Origin of the sequence: Paramesorhizobium salinisoli, assembly GCF_003335045.1 — a bacterium.
Classification (GTDB): domain Bacteria; phylum Pseudomonadota; class Alphaproteobacteria; order Rhizobiales; family Rhizobiaceae; genus Paramesorhizobium; species Paramesorhizobium salinisoli.
The window spans coordinates 135,612-156,093 of the sequence record NZ_QOZG01000002.1 but is presented as its reverse complement, the minus strand read 5'-3'; the positions used below and the strand labels follow the sequence as shown (position 1 = coordinate 156,093).

General features: G+C 61.5%; 13 protein-coding genes. 8 read left to right on the top strand and 5 right to left on the bottom strand.

Annotated features, from left to right (window positions below; translation table 11 throughout):
- Positions 1 to 9 precede the first annotated feature (9 nt).
- Both DUT91_RS04270 and DUT91_RS04265 read right to left on the bottom strand, forming a co-directional pair.
- Positions 10 to 1,650 (bottom strand): cisplatin damage response ATP-dependent DNA ligase, encoded by a 1,641-nt coding sequence (locus tag DUT91_RS04270; protein WP_114439149.1) that lies wholly within the window; start codon positions 1,648 to 1,650, stop codon positions 10 to 12.
- A gap of 62 nt (positions 1,651 to 1,712) precedes the next feature.
- Positions 1,713 to 2,723 carry a ligase-associated DNA damage response exonuclease gene (locus DUT91_RS04265; RefSeq protein ID WP_114439623.1) on the bottom strand — a complete coding sequence of 337 codons (1,011 nt, stop codon included), beginning with the start codon at positions 2,721 to 2,723 and terminating at the stop codon, positions 1,713 to 1,715.
- Positions 2,724 to 2,846: 123 nt separating this feature from the next.
- On the opposite strand from DUT91_RS04265, the gene DUT91_RS04260 reads away from it, so the two are divergent.
- The 3 genes from DUT91_RS04260 to pdeM all read left to right on the top strand — a co-directional run bounded on the left by DUT91_RS04260 (position 2,847) and on the right by pdeM (position 7,130).
- Positions 2,847 to 3,773: a class I SAM-dependent DNA methyltransferase gene (locus DUT91_RS04260; RefSeq protein ID WP_114439148.1), complete on the top strand. Its 927-nt coding sequence runs from the start codon at positions 2,847 to 2,849 to the stop codon at positions 3,771 to 3,773.
- Positions 3,774 to 3,876: 103 nt separating this feature from the next.
- Entirely contained in the window at positions 3,877 to 6,405 is a 2,529-nt protein-coding gene (locus DUT91_RS04255; RefSeq protein ID WP_114439147.1) for a ligase-associated DNA damage response DEXH box helicase, read from the top strand.
- A gap of 8 nt (positions 6,406 to 6,413) precedes the next feature.
- On the top strand, positions 6,414 to 7,130 hold the full coding sequence (gene pdeM, locus DUT91_RS04250) for a ligase-associated DNA damage response endonuclease PdeM (protein WP_114439622.1): 717 nt from the start codon (positions 6,414 to 6,416) through the stop codon (positions 7,128 to 7,130).
- On the opposite strand, the gene DUT91_RS04245 is transcribed toward pdeM, so the two are convergent.
- The 3 genes from DUT91_RS04245 to DUT91_RS04235 form a co-directional block, all read right to left on the bottom strand.
- The gene (locus DUT91_RS04245) at positions 7,127 to 7,975 is read right to left on the bottom strand and encodes a TIGR02186 family protein (protein ID WP_114439146.1); all 849 of its coding nucleotides are present in this window, start codon (positions 7,973 to 7,975) and stop codon (positions 7,127 to 7,129) included. The genes pdeM and DUT91_RS04245 overlap by 4 nt on opposite strands.
- A gap of 5 nt (positions 7,976 to 7,980) precedes the next feature.
- Positions 7,981 to 8,862 carry a sulfite exporter TauE/SafE family protein gene (locus DUT91_RS04240; RefSeq protein WP_200834912.1) on the bottom strand — a complete coding sequence of 294 codons (882 nt, stop codon included), beginning with the start codon at positions 8,860 to 8,862 and terminating at the stop codon, positions 7,981 to 7,983.
- A 228-nt stretch (positions 8,863 to 9,090) separates the two neighbouring features.
- A complete protein-coding gene (locus DUT91_RS04235) occupies positions 9,091 to 12,531 on the bottom strand; it encodes a peptidoglycan-binding protein (protein ID WP_114439145.1) in 3,441 nt (1,146 codons plus the stop codon).
- 473 nt (positions 12,532 to 13,004) lie between these two features.
- Between DUT91_RS04235 and DUT91_RS04230 the strand changes: the two genes are divergently transcribed.
- The 5 genes from DUT91_RS04230 (at position 13,005) to DUT91_RS04210 (ending at position 20,366) form a co-directional block, all read left to right on the top strand.
- Positions 13,005 to 13,466 carry a MerR family transcriptional regulator gene (locus DUT91_RS04230; protein ID WP_425373745.1) on the top strand — a complete coding sequence of 154 codons (462 nt, stop codon included), beginning with the start codon at positions 13,005 to 13,007 and terminating at the stop codon, positions 13,464 to 13,466.
- 395 nt (positions 13,467 to 13,861) lie between these two features.
- Positions 13,862 to 15,658, top strand: a complete 1,797-nt coding sequence (locus DUT91_RS04225; RefSeq protein ID WP_114439144.1) for an acyl-CoA dehydrogenase C-terminal domain-containing protein — start codon at positions 13,862 to 13,864, stop codon at positions 15,656 to 15,658.
- A gap of 65 nt (positions 15,659 to 15,723) precedes the next feature.
- The gene (locus tag DUT91_RS04220; protein WP_114439143.1) at positions 15,724 to 16,899 is read left to right on the top strand and encodes an acyl-CoA dehydrogenase family protein; all 1,176 of its coding nucleotides are present in this window, start codon (positions 15,724 to 15,726) and stop codon (positions 16,897 to 16,899) included.
- 24 nt (positions 16,900 to 16,923) lie between these two features.
- Positions 16,924 to 18,132 (top strand): acetyl-CoA C-acetyltransferase, encoded by a 1,209-nt coding sequence (locus DUT91_RS04215; protein ID WP_114439142.1) that lies wholly within the window; start codon positions 16,924 to 16,926, stop codon positions 18,130 to 18,132.
- Positions 18,133 to 18,146: 14 nt separating this feature from the next.
- Positions 18,147 to 20,366: an FAD-dependent oxidoreductase gene (locus DUT91_RS04210; RefSeq protein ID WP_114439141.1), complete on the top strand. Its 2,220-nt coding sequence runs from the start codon at positions 18,147 to 18,149 to the stop codon at positions 20,364 to 20,366.
- Positions 20,367 to 20,482: the final 116 nt, after the last annotated feature.

Genomic DNA, 20,482 nt, shown 5'->3' with positions numbered 1-20,482 from the left:
GGGCAGGTTTCACCTCTCCCGCTCCAGAAGCTTCTGCAATGTTTCCAGCCGGTCCGCCTCGCGCGGCGGCTTGTCCCAGCGCAGCCGTGAGAACCGGGGAAACCGCATTGCCACGCCGGATTTATGCCGGGTCGAGCGGTTGAGCCCCTCGAACGCTACCTCAACCACCAGCCCATGATCCGGTTCCGCCCGCACCCCGCGCACCGGGCCGAAGCGCTCCGTCGTGTTCTCGCGGACGAAGCGGTCGAGTAATATCAGCTCTTCGTCGGTAAAGCCGAAATAGGCCTTGCCGACGGGCACGAGGGTGGGGTTGTCCTCCGGTCCGGTCCACACCGCGAAGGTAAAATCCGAATAATAGCTCGATCGCTTGCCATGTCCCCGCTGGGCGTAGATCACCACCGCGTCGATGGTGAAGGGATCGCGCTTCCATTTGAACCAGGGTCCTTTGGGGCGTCCCGGCAGATAGGGACTGTCATGGCGCTTCAGCATCACGCCCTCGATGATCGGATGCGGCGGCGCGGCGCGGAATGCAGCCAACTCTTCGAAGCTGTTGAATGCAATGAGGGGTGAAAGGTCGAAGCGCTGCGGGTCGAGTCCGGCAATGAAGGCTTCGAGCCGCATCCGCCGTTCGCGGAGGGGCAGGGGACGCAAATCCTCTCCGTCGGCCTGGCTGCCCTCCTGCAACAGGTCATAGGCCCGCACGAAGGCGGGGTAATCCTCCAACTGCTTGGCGCTCACCGTCTTGCGGTTCAGCCGCTGCTGCAGATCGCCGAAAGTGCCGGCGGTGATGCCGTTCTCGCCGAGGCGTCCGACCAGAAGCTCGCCATCGATGGCCCCTTCGAAGTCCATGGCCTCCATAATATCGGGAAAGGCATGGGAGATATCGTCGCCCGTGCGCGAATAGATGCGCCGCACGCCAGCCTCCGCCACAGCCTGCACGCGTATGCCGTCCCATTTCCACTCCGCCGCATAATCTGCGGCATCGAGCTTGGTAAAATCCGCCTCATCGAGCGCCGTCGCCAGCATGACGGGGCGGAAGGGGGCGGCCGCGAGGTTGGCGGGCCTTGGCCCCCGCCCTTCAAGCCAGGCGAATAAATTTTCATAAGGCGGGACAAGCCCATGCCAGAGTTCTTCGATCTGCGTCACATCGACCTGTCCGAAATCGGCGAGCGCCTGCTTGGCCAACCGCGCGGAAACGCCGATGCGCAGGCCTCCGGTAACGAGCTTCAGGAGCGCGTACCGTCCCGAGGCGTCGAGATCGTCAAGCCATCTAGCGACGAGGAGCGGCCCCTCGCGCCGCGAGGCCTGCGATAGTGCTTCGACGATGTCGGAAAGCATGGGCGGGCGGTTCACCCGTCTTTGTTCGGGCCCCCGTTTTGGCATTGGCCAGATCAGCGATATGGTTTCGGCGAGATCGCCGACATAATCGTAGGAATAAGCGAAGAGCTCGGGATCGACCCGCTCATTAATCAGCGCGCGCAACATGGCGGGCTTGACGCTCGCAAGGTCGAGATCGCGCGTGATGGCGGCCAGCGCAAACCCGCGCTCCGGATCGGCGGTTGAGCGAAAATAATCGGCAAGCAGCCTGATCTTGCCGTTGCGCTGCGGCGTTAGCACCAGCCGGTCGAGCAGTTCGGCAAACGCTTCCATCAGAGCATGATCCCGAAAAGTTGCAGACTTTTCGGATAAGATCATGCGGCAAAGACAAAAAGCTAGTCCCCCTCGTCCTCATAGCCGACAAGATGCAGGGGACGCGCCGGAATACCGGCAAGCGTGCACCAGCGTACCAGGGCCTCCTCGCGCCCATGCGTCACCCATACTTCCCCCGGCGCGATCTCGCTGATCGTATCAGTCAGTTCGTCCCAGTCGCAATGATCGGAGATGATGAGCGGCAGCTCCACGCCGCGCTGCTTCGCCCTTTGTCGGATGCGCATCCAGCCCGAGGCGAAACAGGCGAGCGGATCGGGAAAGCGCCGCGCCCAGCGGTCCACGAAGGCCGAGGGCGGCCCGATGACGATAGCGCCGGAAAAATCACGGGCGTCGCCCTCTTCAAGTGTAGCGGGCTGCAACTCGCCAAGGTCAATGCCTTGTGACTGGTAATAGCCGCAGAGCTTCTGCAACGCGCCGTGGATATAGATCGGCCTGTCATATCCCGCTTGCCGGATGAGGCTGATCACGCGCTGCGCCTTGCCCAGCGCATAAGCGCCGACGAGATGGCAGCGCTCCGGAAACTGCGCCACTGACTTGAGGAGCAGGGCGATTTCATGGGTAGCATCGGGATGGCGGAAGATAGGCAGGGCGAAGGTCGCTTCGGTGATGAAAACATCGCAGGCGACAGGTTCGAAACCCGCGCATGTCGGGTCGGCCTGCCGCTTGTAATCGCCTGACGCGACGATCCGCATGCCGTTTTGCTCCACGGCGATCTGCGCCGAACCCAGTACATGCCCCGCTGGGTGGAAGCCGACCTTGACGCCGTTGATGGCAACCGTCTCGCCGAAACGGATGGCCTGCGTTGATCCCGCAAAATCCTCGCCATAGCGCAGCCGCATGATGTCGAGCGTTTCCTGCGTGGCGAGTACATGCCCGTGGCCCGCGCGGGCATGGTCGGCATGGCCATGGGTGATGAGGGCGCGAGCGACAGGTCGCACCGGATCGATGTGGAAATCGCCGGGCGGGCAGCACAAACCTTGCGGCGTGGGGCGGAGAAGTTCTTCCGGGCGCATGGAGGTAAGATAGAGAGCGAAAGCGGCAGCGGAAAGGGCTCGCCGTGGAACTTCCGAAAATCCTTGCAAAATACGGGACGGAGGATCATACCCCGCGCATTCAACCCGAAAATCTGGTTTTTGATGACGCGCGCAATCCTTTCCTCCGGCGATCTGATTGCTGACCGCCGTGCCCACTATGCCGAAATGATGTTCGAGGCGGGCGACCATGCTAGCGCCGCCGATGTCATGCGGCAGGCGCTCGAAATCGTGCCGGGCTGGGCGCCGGGGCTTTTTCGCCTGGGCGAGATGGAGGAGAAGGCGGGCCATCTTGATGCCGCTGCCGATGCCTGGCGCAATGTGCTCAAGGCCGATGCGGAAGACCGTTTCGGCGCGAGCCTGAAGCTCGCAAGCCTTGGCGTGACGGCGCAACCCGATGCGCCGCCTTCCGCCTATGTCGAAACCCTGTTCGACGCCTATGCGCCGACCTTCGAGACGGCGCTTGTCGAAAAGCTCGATTATCGCGTTCCCGAACTTTTAGCCGAAGCCATCGTCAGGGCCGGCGGCAGCCGCCACTATCGTCATGCCATCGATCTGGGCTGCGGCACCGGCCTGATGGGCGAGCGGCTGCGCGCCTCGGTGAGCTTCCTCCAGGGCATCGATCTCTCTGAGGCCATGCTGCGCAAGGCCGAGGAAAAGCGCATCTACGACCGCCTCGAAAAGGGCGACGTCAACGAGCTGGAAAAGCCGGAAATCCCCGCCGATCTTGTGGTTGCGGCGGATGTGTTCGTCTATGTCGGCAATCTCGACCGTGCTTTCGCCAATATTGCGGAAGCGCTGGAGCCGGGCGGCCTCTTCGCCTTTTCCGTCGAGACGCATGAAACGGACGGCCCGTCGGAGGAGGAACTACTGCTCCAACCCTCTCTGCGCTTCACCCATTCCGCCGCCTATGTCATCGGTCTTTTAACGCGCCATGGCTTCACGCCGTTGGAAATGAACAAAGCCACGATCCGCCACGACCGCGGCGAGCCGCTTACCGGTATCGTCGTTGTCGCGCGCAGAACGGGATGAAAGGTGTGAAGGGGAACGCTGGCGGGCTTCGCGATTCCGGCAAACCAGAACAAAAGTGAACAAACTTCTTGGCCGTGAGACGGAAGCGCATTAGTTTCCCCGCGTGACCCTGAACGCGAAGCCCGAACCCACCGAGATAGAATTCACCCTGCCGGATCCGTTTCTGGAGTGGTTCCGCGCGAAGGGATGGCAGCCGCGTCCGCATCAGCTGGAGCTTCTGGCTGAGGCCGAGCGCGGCCGCTCGATGCTTTTGATCGCGCCCACCGGCGCGGGCAAGACGCTTGCCGGTTTCCTGCCCTCGCTGGTCGATCTCACGCGCCCGACAAAACGCGGCCGCAACAGGCCGGGTGCGGCCCGCAGCGGTATCCGCACGCTCTATATTTCGCCCTTGAAGGCGCTTGCCGTCGATATCCACCGCAATCTCGGCATCCCCGTCGAGGAGATGCAACTCCCCATCACCATAGAAACCCGCACCGGCGACACGCCGGCGCATAAGCGCCAGCGCCAGAAGCTGGTGCCGCCGGATATCCTGCTGACGACGCCGGAACAGCTTGCCCTGCTGCTCGCGTCCAAGGATGCGGAGCGCTTCTTTTCGGACCTGCGCTATGTCGTGCTTGACGAGCTTCATTCGCTGGTCATTTCCAAGCGCGGCCATCTCCTGTCGCTGGGGCTGTCGCGTCTGAGGCAGTTGAAGCCCGACATCCAGACCATCGGCCTGTCTGCGACAGTGGCGCAGCCCGACGAACTACGTCGCTGGTTGGTCGGTCAGGATGAAACGCGGCCAATGGCGGGCCTGATCACGGTCGAGGGCGGGGCCAAGCCGGAGATTTCCATTCTTCGGTCAGCCGAGCGCATCCCCTGGGCCGGTCATTCCGCGCGCTATGCGCTACCCGATATCTATGAGGCAATCCGCCGCCACCGCACCACGCTTCTCTTCGTCAACACGCGCAGCCAGGCGGAAATGCTGTTTCAGGAGCTCTGGCGCATCAACGAGGATACGCTGCCTATCGCGCTTCATCATGGCTCGCTCGATGCCAGCCAGCGCCGCCGGGTCGAACAGGCGATGGCGGACAATAGCCTGCGCGCCGTGGTCGCCACCTCGACGCTCGATCTCGGCATCGACTGGGGCGATGTCGATCTAGTGATCCATGTCGGCGCGCCGAAAGGGGCAAGCCGGCTCGCCCAGCGCATAGGTCGCGCCAACCACCGCATGGACGAGCCGAGCCGCGCCATCCTTGTCCCGGCCAACCGCTTCGAGGTGATGGAGTGCCAGGCCGCGCTCGATGCAAATTATCTGGGTGCGCAGGACACGCCGCCGCTCATCGACGGTGCGCTCGATGTGCTGGCCCAGCATATGCTGGGCATGGCCTGCGCCGCGCCGTTCAATGCCGATCAGCTCTATCGGGAAATCCGCACCGCCGCCCCTTATGCCGACCTGCCGCGCGAGACCTTCGATCATATCCTCGAATTCGTGGCGACAGGCGGCTATGCGCTGAAAAGCTATGAGCGCTTCGCCAAGATCCGCAAGACCGCCGACGGCACATGGCGCGTCAGCCATCCACGCATCGCGCAGCAATACCGGCTCAACATAGGCACGATCGTCGAAGCGCCGGAACTGAACGTCCGGCTGACGAGAAGCGGGCGCGGAAAAGCCTATGGCGGCCGTATCCTTGGTAAGATCGAGGAATATTTCCTCGAAACCATGGCGCCGGGCGATACGTTCCTCTTCGCCGGCAAGGTGCTGCGCTTCGAGGGCATCCGCGAAAATGAATGCATCGCCTCCGACGCCGCCGGACAGGATGCCAAGATTCCGGTCTATGCCGGCGGCAAGTTTCCGCTTTCCACCTATCTCGCCGGCGAGGTCCGCGCCATGCTGGCCGACCCCGCACGCTGGAGCGCATTACCGGATCAGGTCGGCGAATGGCTCGAGGTCCAACGGCAGAAATCAGTGCTGCCCAAGGCGGGCGAACTTCTGGTCGAGACCTTCCCGCGTGGCAGCCGTTATTACATGGTGGCCTATCCCTTCGAGGGCCGGCTTGCCCATCAGACGCTCGGCATGCTGCTGACGCGGCGGCTGGAGCGGGCAAAGGCGCGGCCACTCGGCTTCGTCGCCACGGATTATTCCATCGGCGTCTGGGCCTTGCGCGATTTGGGCGCCATGTTCCGCAGCGGCGAACTGCCGCTTGGGCAACTGTTCGATGAGGATATGCTGGGCGACGATCTGGAGGCTTGGCTTGATGAAAGCTATCTCCTCAAGCGTACCTTCCGCAATTGCGCTGTCATCTCGGGGTTGATCGAGCGGCGTCATCCTGGACAGGAAAAGACCGGCCGGCAGGTGACGGTTTCGACCGACTTGATCTATGATGTGCTGCGCACCCACGAGCCGGGCCATATCCTTTTGCAGGCGACGCGCGCCGATGCCGCGACCGGTCTTCTCGACATTCGCCGCCTTAGCGATATGCTCTCGCGGATCAAGGGCCGAATCGTGCACGAACGTCTGGAGCAGATATCGCCTCTGGCGCTGCCGGTGATGCTGGAGATCGGCAAGGAATCTGTGGCGGGCGAAGCCAATGACGTGCTCCTGGCCGAAGCCGCCGACGAGCTGATCCGTGAAATAATGGAAGTGAGATGACCATAGCGATGCACGCGGGAGAACACCGGCTGGGGGCGAATCTCGGCGCGGCTAATGCAGTTATCGCGGGCGTCGAGGCCGTTTGCGATCCGGCGGGTGCGCTCTACCTCCCGCAGATGCGGCTGCTTGTCGTCTCCGACCTGCATCTGGAAAAGGGCTCGTCCTTCGCCCGGCGCGGCATGATGCTGCCCCCCTACGACACCGCCGCGACGCTCGAACTGCTTGCAGCCGTCATCGCGCGCCATAATCCGGCGCTGATTGTGAGCCTTGGCGATAGCTTCCATGACGGACATGCCTCCGCCCGCTTGCCCGCGCCCTATGTATCACGCCTTCATGAGCTGATGTCCGGGCGTGAATGGGTATGGATCACCGGAAACCACGATCCGGAAAGGCCGGTTGGCTTGCCCGGCGATGTTGCGGACGAATTGGCAATTGGACCCCTTATCTTCCGCCATGAGCCGCAGTCGGGCAGTGCCCCGGGTGAAATTGCAGGCCATTTGCACCCGGCGGCCAAGATTGTCCGTCGCGGGCGCTCCGTGCGCCGGCCCTGTTTCGCCAGCGACGGCGAAAGGCTGATCATGCCCGCCTTCGGCGCCTATACCGGCGCGCTCAACGTGCTCGATCGGGCTTTCCGAGGCCTTTTTGCCGAGGATCGGCTCCTGGCCTTCATGCTTGGCGCCAATCGTGTCTATCCCGTAGGCCGCTCGGTTCTCTTTCCCGGCTAATCCTTGCGGAACAGGAGCCTGCCGAACCAGCCGGTCAGGACGGCGAGAAAAACGGCGAACAGGCCGTAGAGGAAACTCTGGTTTTGCGCCGCCTCGTAGATACGATATTCGAGGCCGGCCTTGACGATATGCAGCGTAGCATCCGCTTCGCGGACGAAAGTTCCGTTGCGGAACAACAGCGCCCGTGCCCTGTGGCGTCCCACCGGCACGTTGGTCGGCAGTGACAGCGTCGCGCGGAACAATGTCGGCGAGATGAAGGCTACGTCGCCGATACGTTGGCTGTAGAGCCCTTGGCGCGTCTTGATTTCCCGCAACTCCCGGCTGAATTTCTGGACATCCCCGTTGGGATTGTCGTTGGACTTCGGTGCCAAATGGAAATTATCGACACCGATCGAAAGCTGGCGGTAGACTTTCGGTTCCGCAATATCCTGGAGATTGCGGGTAGAGGCCAGCGAATAGGAAAGCGGTACGTCGAGAAAGGTTTGGGATTCCGCATTGACCCAGACGCCGAGATAGCGCGCCTTCCGGCGCACCACGAGATCGCGCTCTGGTCCCTGGAGCACGACAATGATGTCATAGCGCCCCTGCCGCCTGATCAGCGGATCGGCATTGTCGAGCGCGCCGAAAATGGTGAGGTCCGTTCCCCGGAAATTCGATGTGATGGCGATGGTTTCGGTGGAAAGGCCGATCTCGATCGATTCCGCAGGGGCAATCGAGGGCTCACCCGTCTGTTCCGGCTGCGTCCTTTGCGACAAGGCGGGTGATGCAGCGCCAATCAGGCCTGCAGTGAGGATGGCGTAGAAAAGCGGGGCGGAGATGCGTCCGGGGAGGCGGCGTGGGGTCATGACTGTCACCCATCCGCTATGGCGATCGAAAAAAGACTGTCGGGCCTGATGAACAGGCCGAAGGCGAGACGAAGCGCGACGGCGAGCACGAGAAGCGCCAGGAGCAGCCGGAGCTGTTCGCCGCGCAGCTTCTGGCCGGCCCGCGCGCCATATTGCGCGCCGATCACGCCGCCGGTCATCAAGAGCATGGCAAGTACGATATCAACCGAATGGTTGGTCATCGCCTGCATGACCGTTGCGAAGGCCGTGACAAAGGTGACCTGGAACAGCGACGTGCCTATGACGACATTGGTTGGCACGCGCAGCAGATAGATCAGCGCCGGCACCATGATGAAGCCGCCGCCAACGCCCATGATCGCGGCGAGAATGCCGATGAAAAAGCCGATGCCAAGCACTGGGATGACGCTGACATATATCTTCGAGGCGCGAAAACGCATCTTCAGCGGCAGGCGGTGGATCCAATTGTGCTGGCCCGGGCGTTTGAGGTTGACCGCCTGACCACGGCGCACCCGCTGCAGCGCACGCCAGCTCTCGATCAGCATCAATATGCCAACCGTGCCGAGCAGCAGCACATAGAGCAACGAAACGATCAGGTCGAGCTGACCGAGTTCGCGCAGAACGGAGAAAAGATAAATGCCGATCAGCGATCCCATGAGGCCGCCCGCCACCAGCAGGAGGCCGAGCTTCATGTCGAGCGTGCGCCGCTTGAAGTGCGCGAGCGCGCCGGAAACCGATGAGGCGATCACCTGATTGACGCCCGTCGCGACGGCGACCGCCGGCGGGATATTGTAGAAGATCAAAAGGGGCGTGATCAGAAAGCCGCCGCTGACGCCGAACATGCCCGAGAGAAAGCCGACCGCCGCCCCCATGCCGAGGATGACCAGCATGTTGACCGATAGTTCCGCGATGGGGAGATAGATACCCAATTCCGATCCCGGTGAAGCAAGCGAAACGCGATCCGCCGGAGCTCCGGCAGCACTGAAAACCATAAGGTTCTTGCGCCCTCGCAGACGCGAAGTCAAACCCGGATTGCGGCCAGGATTAAGGAAATGGTTATGCGTAGAATGACGCCCGAAAGATGGCGGTTCCGTGCGGCCCGCCCTCTTGGTTTTGTCCTATGGTTTTGCTGCCATGGAAATCTGTTCGTTCTGCTTGAGAAGCGCTTCCACCAATGGCTGGTCGACCTCACCGGTGGGCTTCATGCCATGGGCCTTCTGGAAGGCGGCGATGGCATCACGGGTCTTGGCGCCCATCATGCCGTCCGCCGAGCCGGCGTCGTAGCCGCTCTTCGTGAGGATGAGCTGGATGTTGCGCACGGCTTTCTTCATATCGACAGAACTGGTGGTTGTGAGCTTTTCTGCCTGCCATGCGTCGGGCACATCGACAGAATTCGCTGCCTCGTCGAGCTGCTTCGCCTTCCACAGCTCCACCGCCGATTTGGCGCGCTCGAGTTGCTCCGGCTTCAGGACCTTGGCCACCGCCTCGCGCTTCTGTTCCGCATCCTTGTCGCCCGCCTTGGCGGCAAGCGCGAACCATTTGTAGCTCTCCTCGAGGTTCTGCGGCATGCCGAGACCCTTGGCGGCAAGGATGCCGAGATTGAACTGGCTGTCCTTCACGCCGAGTTCCGCCGCCTTGCCGAACCACCGCGCGGCGGAATCATTGTCCGGGGCACCGTCCGGCCCCATGGCGAAGAGCACGGCGAGATTGTGCATGGCGCTTGCGTTGCCCTGCTGGGCGGCAAGCTGGTACCAGGTCTTGGCCTTCGCCGTGTCGCGCGGCATGCCGAGGCCCTTCTCGTTGAAATTGCCGAGGCGGTATTCCGCCGGGGCAAAGCCCATCGCAGCCGATAGTTCGTACCATTGCGCCGCCTTGGCGTAATCGCTTTGCACGCCGCGTCCGTCCGTATAACGGTTGCCGATCTCGAAAAGCGCCTTCGGATCGCCCTTGGCCGCAGCCTCGCGTAGCGCCGTCGGACCCGCCTCATCAGGGATGGCGGGAATGGCGGGCGGCGTCTTGTCCTCAGCCGCCTTTGCCGGCGCGTTCGCATCCGTCTGCGGGCCTGATGGCTGCGTGGACGCAGCATTATCCGCAGGCGCCGGAGCCTCGACCCTGCTTTCAGGCGAAATCGCATCCGGAGCGGCCGGCGCAGCAATAGGCTGTTCGGCGGGCGGCGTGGCGGTCTGCATGTCCGCTTTGGGAGCCTGCACGGGCTGCGATGGGTCGGCATCGACCTGGGGTACGGCGGCTGTGCTGTTGGTATCGATCCCTGGCGCCGCGAGGGGCGCGTCGCTCATATCGGAAGTCTTGCCGAAAACGTTCTCGCCATCCTCCTGGGAAAGGAAGGCCGTGCCGATCTGCAGGCCAGCCATGGCGATCATGATCGCGCCGATCGCCATCAGGATCGGCTTGCGCTGGCGGTGGATCATGCCTCCGAGAGCCGAGCGTTTCTTTGCGCCCGGCTTTTCCACGGTTTTTTTCAGGCGCTCGGATTCGGCGGCGGCAGCCTGTGCGGCCCGGCGCGCGGCGACGATGAAATCAGCCTTGCCGACGTCGCTCGCCGGCTCGTTGCCACGCTCCCGGCGCTCGTCGCGCACCCGCTTCATGATCGTATTGAGATCGGGCAGCCCGGAACCGGGTTCGAGCGGCTGATTGGCGAGTTGCGGGTCCATGACCTCAAGCGGCTCGGCCATCTTGGACGAGGATGCAAAGCTCGGATCCGCCTTGGATACCCGCGGGGGAGTTTCCGTCGCGCTTTCACCCTTGCCCCGTCCTTTGACGGCCTTTGCCAGGCCGCCGAACATCGAGGATTTCTTCCTCTCGCGCTCGTCGGGTGTTCCAGGGGAAGTCCGCCCGTCGCTCTTGATGGCGGCAAGCGCGGCTTCGGCGGCTGCCGCTGCCGGTGAGCGCGGTGAAGCTTGCGCCATATCCCGCCCGGCTTCGAAATCCAGGGAAGGAGCCGTGGCGATGACACTCTTGCCTGCGGCCTTGCCCGGCTTCGAGACTTCCTGTTCCAGCTTTCCAAGTCTGTCGACGATCTTCATCAACGTATCGTGGATGGTCTCGAACGTTCTGGCGCTGCGTTCGTCGGATCCGCGGGCCAGCCTCTCGAGCGATTTCAAATCGTGGGCCAGCTGATGCGCTATCGCTGCATCGCCGGCTGAACCATTCTTCATCACATGCCGGATCGCGTCTTCCGCCGCCTGCCGCGCCGCGTCGAGCATGGTCTCGCGGTTGGATTTCAGCGATTTCTCGATGGAATCGAGCCGCGGCTTGATGTCTTCGAGGTCCGGTGCCCGGGGCGCCGGCTGGGACAGATGACGGGCGATCTCCGCGACCTGCACCTCGAGATTGCGGAAAATTTCGTGTCCGGGAAAGCCTGAATGGGCGCTCGCCTGCGCTGCGTTGACCGAAAGCTGCTGGGAGAGATCCTCGATCCGGCCTTCGAGATTTTCGATCAGCCGCACGTCATAGACGCTGCTTGCGGCATAATGGTCATCGAGACGCTGCGCCAGTTCCTCGAAACGGCGGTCGATTTCGCGGATGAAGATCGGATCGGGCATCGCAGCCCGCTGTTCCGCGTCTTCCAGCTTGCGCGCGATGAAGCTCAACCGGTCTTCCAGATCGTGGTAATCGGTGCCCGAACTATTTCGCGTCGTCTTTTCCACATGATCGGCGAGCGCATTCATCTGCTCGACGAGACGCTCGATGGTGCGATCGGGCAGGGCGCTGCGCTCGGCCAGCGCGTCGACTCTTTGCGACAGTTCCGTCATGCGCCGTAAGAGCGTATCGGAGACATCGTCCTGCGGAGCGGCTTCAATTTGGCCGGCGAGGCTCGTAAGTCGCGCCTCGATGCGCTCCAGCCGCTTCACGTCTTCCTGGTCAGGCCTGCGCGCGACACTGGAGGACAGAATCGCCCGGCTGATTTCATCCAGCCGCTTGTCCACCTGCTTCATGAATTGTGGAGGAGTCGAAATCTGGCGCTGCTCGAACGCGTCAAAGCGCTCATCGAATGAGTCCCAGCGATGGCTGAGACGGCGAACCGATTCCTCGCGCGCCAGCGTCTGCACCGTGCGTTTCAGCTCTTCGAGTTCCCGGCGCAATTCCTGCGCGGTTCCGCTGTCGGTGCGCTCCGAAAGGATGCGTACGCTTTCGGATATACGCGCGAGCTCTTCTCCCAAATGTGCGGAATACCCTTCCTGGAGAGCAGACTGGCGCAGCCGCTCCATGTCGCGGTTGATCAATTCAAATTCCCGACGCATGGTCGAGGACATTTCTTGGCGCAGTTCGCCGCGAAGCTGCTTCAGTTCCTCGGCAATGGTCGAGAGCCCGGCGCCATTATCCCTGCCATTTTCGCGTTCGGACCTGTATATTGAACCGTAATCGGCAACGGCTTCATCGCTGAAGGGAACGGGCGTGCGCGATATCCGGGGCGCGCCGAGGCCCTGCAGCCTGTTCTCCAGTTCTTCAAGCGTTTTGTTCAGGTCATCCAGTGGCGAAGCCATCCGGCGCACGCGCTGCGCGTTGAGGTCTTCGAGAGGGGAACGCTGGTTCTTCATCAAACTGCCCGCTTTGCAAACTTTCAATGCCCCTGTTGGGAGCGTGCCGGAACCTGCCTGCCGGATGGTCCGCCGGGCCGCGCGATTCTTCCGCGACCAAGCCGGACTTCCGTGAAAAACTAAAGAATCTTCAACACGGATCACCGACCCAAGCACCATTGTCAAAACGTGGTAAACAACTCGTTAACCCTGATTGCGAGGGCGCAGAAATATTCTCCCGCCTCCAAATAAATTGGGAGGCGCGCTTGCATTCCAGAATTGATTTCGGTATGCGGCATAAGGGCGTAAATGCTGAAGTTGCCGGGAGCTATTCCCCTGCCGGCAAACGATAATTTACGTTTCGATGATGGCATCGATGTTGAAAAATGACAGCTTTGGCTGGCGCTGTGCTCTCCTATGTCTGCAAATCTCTCTCAAGGGGCTTGGGAGGGGGAAGCAGGATCCTTCCGGAGATCAAAACTGGAAACGAAGATATGAACGACCACAAAGCGGTGGGCGGTCCTGCCATAATGCTGTTCACGGACGAGCAGCATGGAATAGCGGAGGATAAGACCTACCGTATCGGCGATCTGGCCAACGAATTCGGCGTTTCGCTGCGGACTTTGCGTTTTTACGAGGACAAGGGCCTGCTCAATCCGCGTCGCGCCGGAACAACCAGGCTCTACACGCGCAGCGACCGCACCCGGCTCCGTCTCGTCCTGTTCGGGCGCAAGGTCGGCTTCACCTTGCGCGAATTGAAGCATTTGATCGACCTATACGAGCCGGAAGGCGCCAATATGCGTCAGATGCGGGCCGTTCTTGATAAATCCACGCGTCAGCTTACGCGCCTCGAACAACAGCGCGCCACCCTTGATGAGTCGATTGCCGATTTGCGCGAGGTGATCGAATATGTCCTCGGCAAAATGGGCGTTACGCCTCAAGCGGCTTTTTCCTGATATTTCGCGGCGCCTTCTTCCGCTGATGGAGAAGACCCAGGCCAATGCGTGGCTGTAAGGCCATATGCGTTAGCCCTTGCTGTACCCGCTTCGCTTCGAAGTGGTTTACTCCCTATGCTATGCCAGCGCGTCCTGATCCAGGTCTCACCAGATTTTCGTCTGCACGTCTCCCGTCGCCCGTAGAGAGCTGCGCATGACCTCACGGTATCAAAATTCCACATCACGTAATTTTGACGTTTACGCAAACGTCAAAATTGGCTAGTGTCCTACCCAGAGGATGGCCTTCCGGGTTTGCAGAGCCATGGCTGAACCCGGCTCCGGCGATTGCATTTCGCAGCCAGTGAAGTCTGGCGTCGCATGAATGCGATGACAAAATGTTCTGATGGAGGAAATTGATGCCGAGCTACCGCGCGCCTGTCGATGACACGCTTTTCATTCTCAACGATGTCCTGGGCTACGAGCGCTACGACAACCTTCCCGGCTTTGCCGATGCTTCCCCCGACATCGTCGAGGCCATTTTGCAAGAAGGCGGCAAGCTGGCGGAAAACACGCTGTTCCCGCTCAATCAGGTTGGCGACCACGAGGGCTGCGTGCGCCATGAGGATGGCTCGGTAACGACGCCGAAGGGCTTCAAGCAAGGCTATGATCTCTACCGCGAAGGCGGGTGGCTCGGCCTCGCCGTTCCCGCCGAATATGGCGGGCAGGGGCTGCCCTATGTGCTGCATGTGGCGGCGGGCGAATACATGTCGTCGGCCAACATGGCGCTGATGATGTATCCGGGCCTGACGCAGGGCGCCATCGCGGCGATCCTCACCCACGGAACGGATGAGCAGAAGCAGGCCTATCTGCCCAAGATGGTCGAGGGCGTCTGGACAGGCACCATGAACCTGACCGAGCCGCATTGCGGCACCGATCTCGGCCTCCTGCGCACCAAGGCCGTGCCGAATGGCGACGGCTCCTACAAGATATCCGGGCAGAAGATTTTCATTTCCGCCGGCGAGCACGATCTCTCGGAAAACATCATCCATCTGGTCCTCGCCCGTATCGAAGGCGCGCCCGAGGGAACCAAGGGCATATCGCTTTTCATCGTGCCGAAATTCGAGCTCGACGAAAACGGCAATCCCGGCAAGCGCAATGGCGTCTCCTGCGGCTCCATCGAAGAAAAGATGGGCATCCACGGCAATTCCACCTGCGTCATGAATTATGACGAAGCGACCGGCTACTTGATCGGCGGCGAGAACAAGGGCCTGCGCGCCATGTTCACCATGATGAACGAGGCTCGCCTCGGCGTCGCGCTGCAGGGGTTGTCAATTGCCGAGACCGCCTACCAGAACGCAGCACACTATGCCCGCGAGCGCCTGCAGGGCCGCGCGCTTGATGGCGCGAAGGAGCCGGAGAAGAAGGCCGATCCCATCATCGTCCACCCCGATATCCGCCGGGTGCTGATGACGATCCGCTCCTTCACCGAAGCCGGCCGCGCGCTCATCCTATGGACCGCGCTCAAATCCGACATCGCCCACCGCTCGCCCGACGAGAAGGAACGTCAGACCGCCGATGATCTCATCGGCCTGATGACGCCGGTTCTCAAGGGCGTTCTGACCGACAAGGGCTTCGACCACGCGGTCATGGCGCAGCAGGTCTTCGGCGGCCATGGTTATATCGAGGAACATGGCATGAGCCAGTATGTGCGCGACGCGCGCATCGCCATGATCTACGAGGGCGCGAACGGCATCCAGGCGCTCGACCTGGTGGGCCGCAAGCTCGGCCTCAATGGCGGCCGTGCCGTGATGAGCTTCTTCAAGGAAGTCGGCGATTTCTGCGAGGAAAACCGTTCCAACGAAAAGCTTTCCGTCTATACAAAGCATCTGAAGAAAGGCCTCAACGATCTCCAGGCCGCCACCATGTGGCTGATGCAGAATGCGATGGCCAAGCCCGACAACGCCGGTGCTGCCTCGAACGACTACATGCATCTCTTCGGTCTGGTCGCGCTGGGGTATATGTGGGCGCAGATGGCGAAGGCGGCTGAGGCAAAGCTCGAAGCGGGGACCAGCGACAACGCGTCGTTCTTCGAAACGAAGCTCGTGACCGCACGTTTTTTCATGGAACGCATCATGCCCGAGACGGCGGCGCATCTGGCCCGTATCCAGACCGGTGCTGACACTTTGATGGCGCTGCCCGCCGAAGCGTTCTAGGCTGCTTGATGAATCCCGTGGACCGGCTTGCTGGTCCATGTCAACGCTATTGGGGAGGTTTGTTGATGGCGACGCGCGCCGAGGACGTGCTGGGTGTCCCGAAACCCGTCTGGAAGACGGACGATGTGGTGATGCTGCAGGATATGGCCGCCAAGTTCCTGGAGGCCGAAGTCCTGCCGCATTACGAGCGGTTCGAGAAGCAGCAGATATTCGACCGTGCCGTATGGCGGAAGGCAGGCGAAAACGGCTTGCTCTGCGCCTCAATGCCGGAGGAATATGGCGGCGCCGGCGGCACCTATGCCCATGAAAGCGCGATCCTCGAAGCGATCAGCCATGTCGGCGTCGACGGCTTCGGCATCGCGCTCCATAATTCCATCGTCGCGCCCTATATCCTTCACTACGGCTCCGAGGAACAGAAGCGCAGATGGTTGCCGAAAATGGCGACCGGCGAACTGATCGGCGCCATCGCCATGACCGAACCCGGCGCCGGCTCCGATCTCCAGGGCGTCAAGACCAGCGCGAAGAAGGATGGCAACCACTATGTCATCAATGGCTCCAAGACATTCATCACCAATGGCCAGCTCGCCAATCTGATTATCGTGGTCACCAAGACCAATCCGGCGCAGGGCGCCAAGGGCACGTCGCTGATGGTCGTCGAGACCGACGAGGTGGATGGCTTCGAGCGCGGGCGAAATCTCGACAAGATCGGCCTGAAATCGAACGATACATCGGAACTCTTTTTCAAGGACGTCCGCGTTCCGACCTCCAATCTTCTGGGAACGGAGGAGGGGCAGGGCTTCGTCCAACTGATGCAGCAATTGCCGCAGGAGCGCCTGCAGATCGGCGGAACCGCCATTGCCATGGCCGAACGCGCCCTTGCGCTGACGATCGATTATGTCCGCGAGCGCAAGGCATTCGGCAAGCCGGTCATCGATTTCCAGAACACCCAGTTCAAGCTTGCCGAGATGAAGACCGAGGCTACCATTGGCCGGGTTTTCTACGATCACTGCGTCGAACGCCATGTCACTGGCGGCGGGCTCGACCCGGCGACCGCCTCGATGGCCAAGTACTGGCTGAGCGATCTCCAGGGTAAAATCGTCGACGAATGCCTGCAATTGCATGGCGGCTATGGCTATATGAATGAATATCCGATTGCCCGCATGTACCGTGACGCCCGCGTCCAGCGCATCTATGGCGGCACGAATGAAATCATGAAGCTTTTGATTGCCCGCAGCCTTTAGAGCCGCGGTGAAAGGGAGAAACAGATGGCCGAAGCCTATATTTACGATCATGTCCGCACCCCGCGTGGGCGCGGCAAGAAGGACGGCAGCCTGCATGAAGTGCCCGCCGTGCGCCTGGGCGCCAAGGTGCTGGAAGCGTTGCGCGACCGCAACGGCCTCGATACCTCGCAGGTCGATGACATCATCTATGGCTGCGTCGATCCGGTGGGCGAGGCGGGCGCGGTGATCCCGCGGTCCTCCGCTTTCGAGGCAGGCTATGATTTCAGGGCGCCGGGAATGCAGATATCGCGTTTCTGCGCCTCGGGCCTCGACGCCGTCAATTTTGGTGCCGCCAAAATCGCGCAGGGCGCGGACGATATCGTTATCGCCGGTGGCGTCGAGAGCATGTCGCGGGTCGGCATGGGCATGTCGGGCGGTGCCTGGTACATGGACCCGTCCGTGGGACTGCCCGGCTATTTCATGCCGCAGGGCGTTTCCGCCGACCTGATCGCCACCAAATACGGTTTTAGCCGCGACGATGTCGATGCCTATGCGGTGGAAAGCCAGAAGCGCGCGGCGAATGCCTGGGAAAAGGGCTATTTCAAGAACTCGGTCATTCCGGTCAAGGACCAGAACGGCCTCACTATTCTCGATCGGGACGAGACGATCCGGGCGGGAACCGACATGCAGGCACTGGCCTCGCTCAACCCGTCCTTCGTCATGCCGGGCGAGATGGGCGGCTTCGATGCCGTCGGCATCCAGGCCCATCCTGAAGTCGAGACCGTCAACCACGTTCATCACGCCGGCAATTCATCCGGCATCGTCGATGGCGCGGCGGGCGTGCTGCTCGGCTCGAAGAAGGCGGGAAAGACGCTTGGGCTGAAGCCCCGCGCGCGCATCCGCTCCTTCTCCAATATCGGCTCGGACCCCGCGCTGATGCTGACCGGTCCGGTCGATGTGACCGAAAAACTCCTGAAGCGCTCGAAGATGAAGCTTGGGGATATCGATCTTTTCGAATTGAACGAGGCCTTCGCCGCCGTTGTCCTGCGCTACATGCAGGCGTTCGACATTCCGCACGACAAGATCAACGTCAATGGCGGTGCCATCGCCATGGGTCATCCGCTTGGCGCTACAGGCGCGATGATCCTCGGCACTGTGCTCGATGAGCTGGAGCGCCGCGATCTCAATACCGCGCTCGTCACGCTGTGCATCGGCGCAGGCATGGGCACCGCCACCATCATCGAACGCGTCTGATCGGGGAGAGCAAGATGACTTACAAGAACTTCAAATTCGACGTCGACGCGGACGGCATCGCACTCGTTACCTGGGACATGCCAGATAAGTCGATGAACGTCTTCACCGAAGAAGTGATGGACGAACTCGACGCCATTATCGATCGGGTGGCGGGCGACGCCGCCATCAAGGGCGCGGTCATCACCTCCGGCAAGGATACGTTCTCCGGCGGCGCGGACCTGACCATGCTGAAGCGCATGTTCCAGCTTTTCCAGGAGGAAAAGGCGAAGGACCCGCAGAAGGCGGTCGAGCTTCTTTTCCAGAATACCGGCCGCATGGGCGGGCTTTTCCGCAAGCTCGAAACGTCGGGCAAGCCCTGGGTTTCGGCCATCAACGGAACCTGCATGGGCGGCGCGTTCGAGATGTCGCTCGCCTGCCATGGCCGCGTTGCCTCTGATGCGCCCGGCGTCAAGATGGCGCTGCCTGAGGTCAAGGTCGGTATCTTCCCCGGTGCCGGTGGCACCCAGCGCGTGCCGCGTCTCACCAACCAGCAGGACGCCCTCCAGATGATGACCACGGGCCAGAGCCTGACGCCGCAGCGCGCCAAGGCGATGGGCCTTATTACCGAAATCGCGCCGGCCAAGAAGCTGGTCGAGACCGCTAAAAAAATGATCAAGAACGGGCTGAAACCCGTGCAGCCCTGGGACGAGAAGGGCTTCAAGCTGCCCGGCGCGCCGATCTATTCGGCGGCGGGCGCCAATCTCTGGCCTGCCGCAACCGCCATCCTGCGCCGTGAGACCTATGATAATTATCCTGCTGCCGCCGCGATCCTCAAATGTGTCTATGAAGGCCTGCTCGTGCCTTTCGACACCGGGTTGAAGATCGAGCAACGCTATTTCACGGAAATTCTCCAGACCACCGAAGCGGGCATGATGATCCGCTCGTTGTTCGTCTCCCTGCAGGAGCTGAATAAGGGTGCGCGCCGCCCGGCAGATGTCAAGCCGACGAAGTTCACCAAGATCGGCGTCATCGGCGCCGGCTTCATGGGCGCGGGCATCGCCTATGTCACCGCCAAGGCAGGCATTCCCGTCGTGCTGATCGACCGTGATGTCGAGGCGGCGGAAAAGGGCAAGGCCCATTCCGCCGATCTCATCGCCAAGGAGATGCAGAAGGGCAGGGCCACCGAGGAAGACAAGCAGAAGCTTCTCGCGCTTATTACGCCTTCAGCCGATTGCGCCGATCTTGAAGGCGCGGATCTGGTGATCGAGGCGGTGTTCGAAGATCGCGAGATCAAGCGCCAGGCCACAGAGAAGGCGGAAGCGGTGCTGAAAGCATCGGCCATCTTCGCCTCGAACACGTCGACGCTGCCGATCACCGGGCTCGCCAAGGTGTCTCAGCGCCCGAAAAACTTCGTTGGCATCCATTTCTTCTCGCCAGTCGACAGGATGATGCTGGTCGAGGTCATCTTGGGCAAGAAGACCTCGGACAAGGCGCTGGCCGTGGCGCTCGATTATGTCCGCGCCATCAAGAAGACGCCGATCGTCGTCAACGACACGCGCGGCTTCTACGTCAATCGCTGCGTGCTGCGCTACATGTCGGAAGCCTACAACATGCTGATCGAAGGCGTGCCGCCGGCGATGATCGAAAATGCCGCGCGCATGGCCGGAATGCCGGTCGGGCCTCTGGCGCTCAACGATGAGACAGCAATCGACCTCTCGCAGAAGATCCTGAAGGCGGCGCTTGCCGATCTGGGGCCCAAGGCAGTCGATCCGCGCCATGTTGAGCTTGTCGATATGCTTGTCGATAAATATGACCGCAAGGGCCGCAAGAACGGCAAGGGCTTCTTCGATTATCCGCCGAAGCCCGCCAAGAAACATCTGTGGCCGGAGCTGAAGACGCTCTATCCGCAGCAGAACCCGGACAAGGTGGATGTCGAGGAACTGAAGGAACGCTTCCTGTTCGTCATCGCGCTGGAGGCTGCGCGCGTCATGGAAGAGGGCATTGTCACCGATCCGCGGGAGGCCGATGTCGGCTCCATCCTCGCCTTCGGCTTTGCGCCGTATACCGGCGGCACGCTCTCCTATATCGACGGTATGGGAGCAAAGAAATTCGTCAAGAAGGCCAGGGAGTTGCAGAAGAAGTACGGAGCCCAGTTCAAGGCGCCGAAACTGCTTCTCGACATGGCGGAAAGCGGCGAAACCTTCTACCAGCGCTTTGACCCCTATCGAAATGAGGGGCAGCAGAAGGCAGCCTGACCGCGAGACTATGCAAAGAAAAGCGGGCTCAGGCCCGCTTTTATTCCTATAATTGATTAAGCCCGTCCGGCGGGCACCGGTGGCACATTTCTTGGACTTGCTCTAAACGAGAAAAA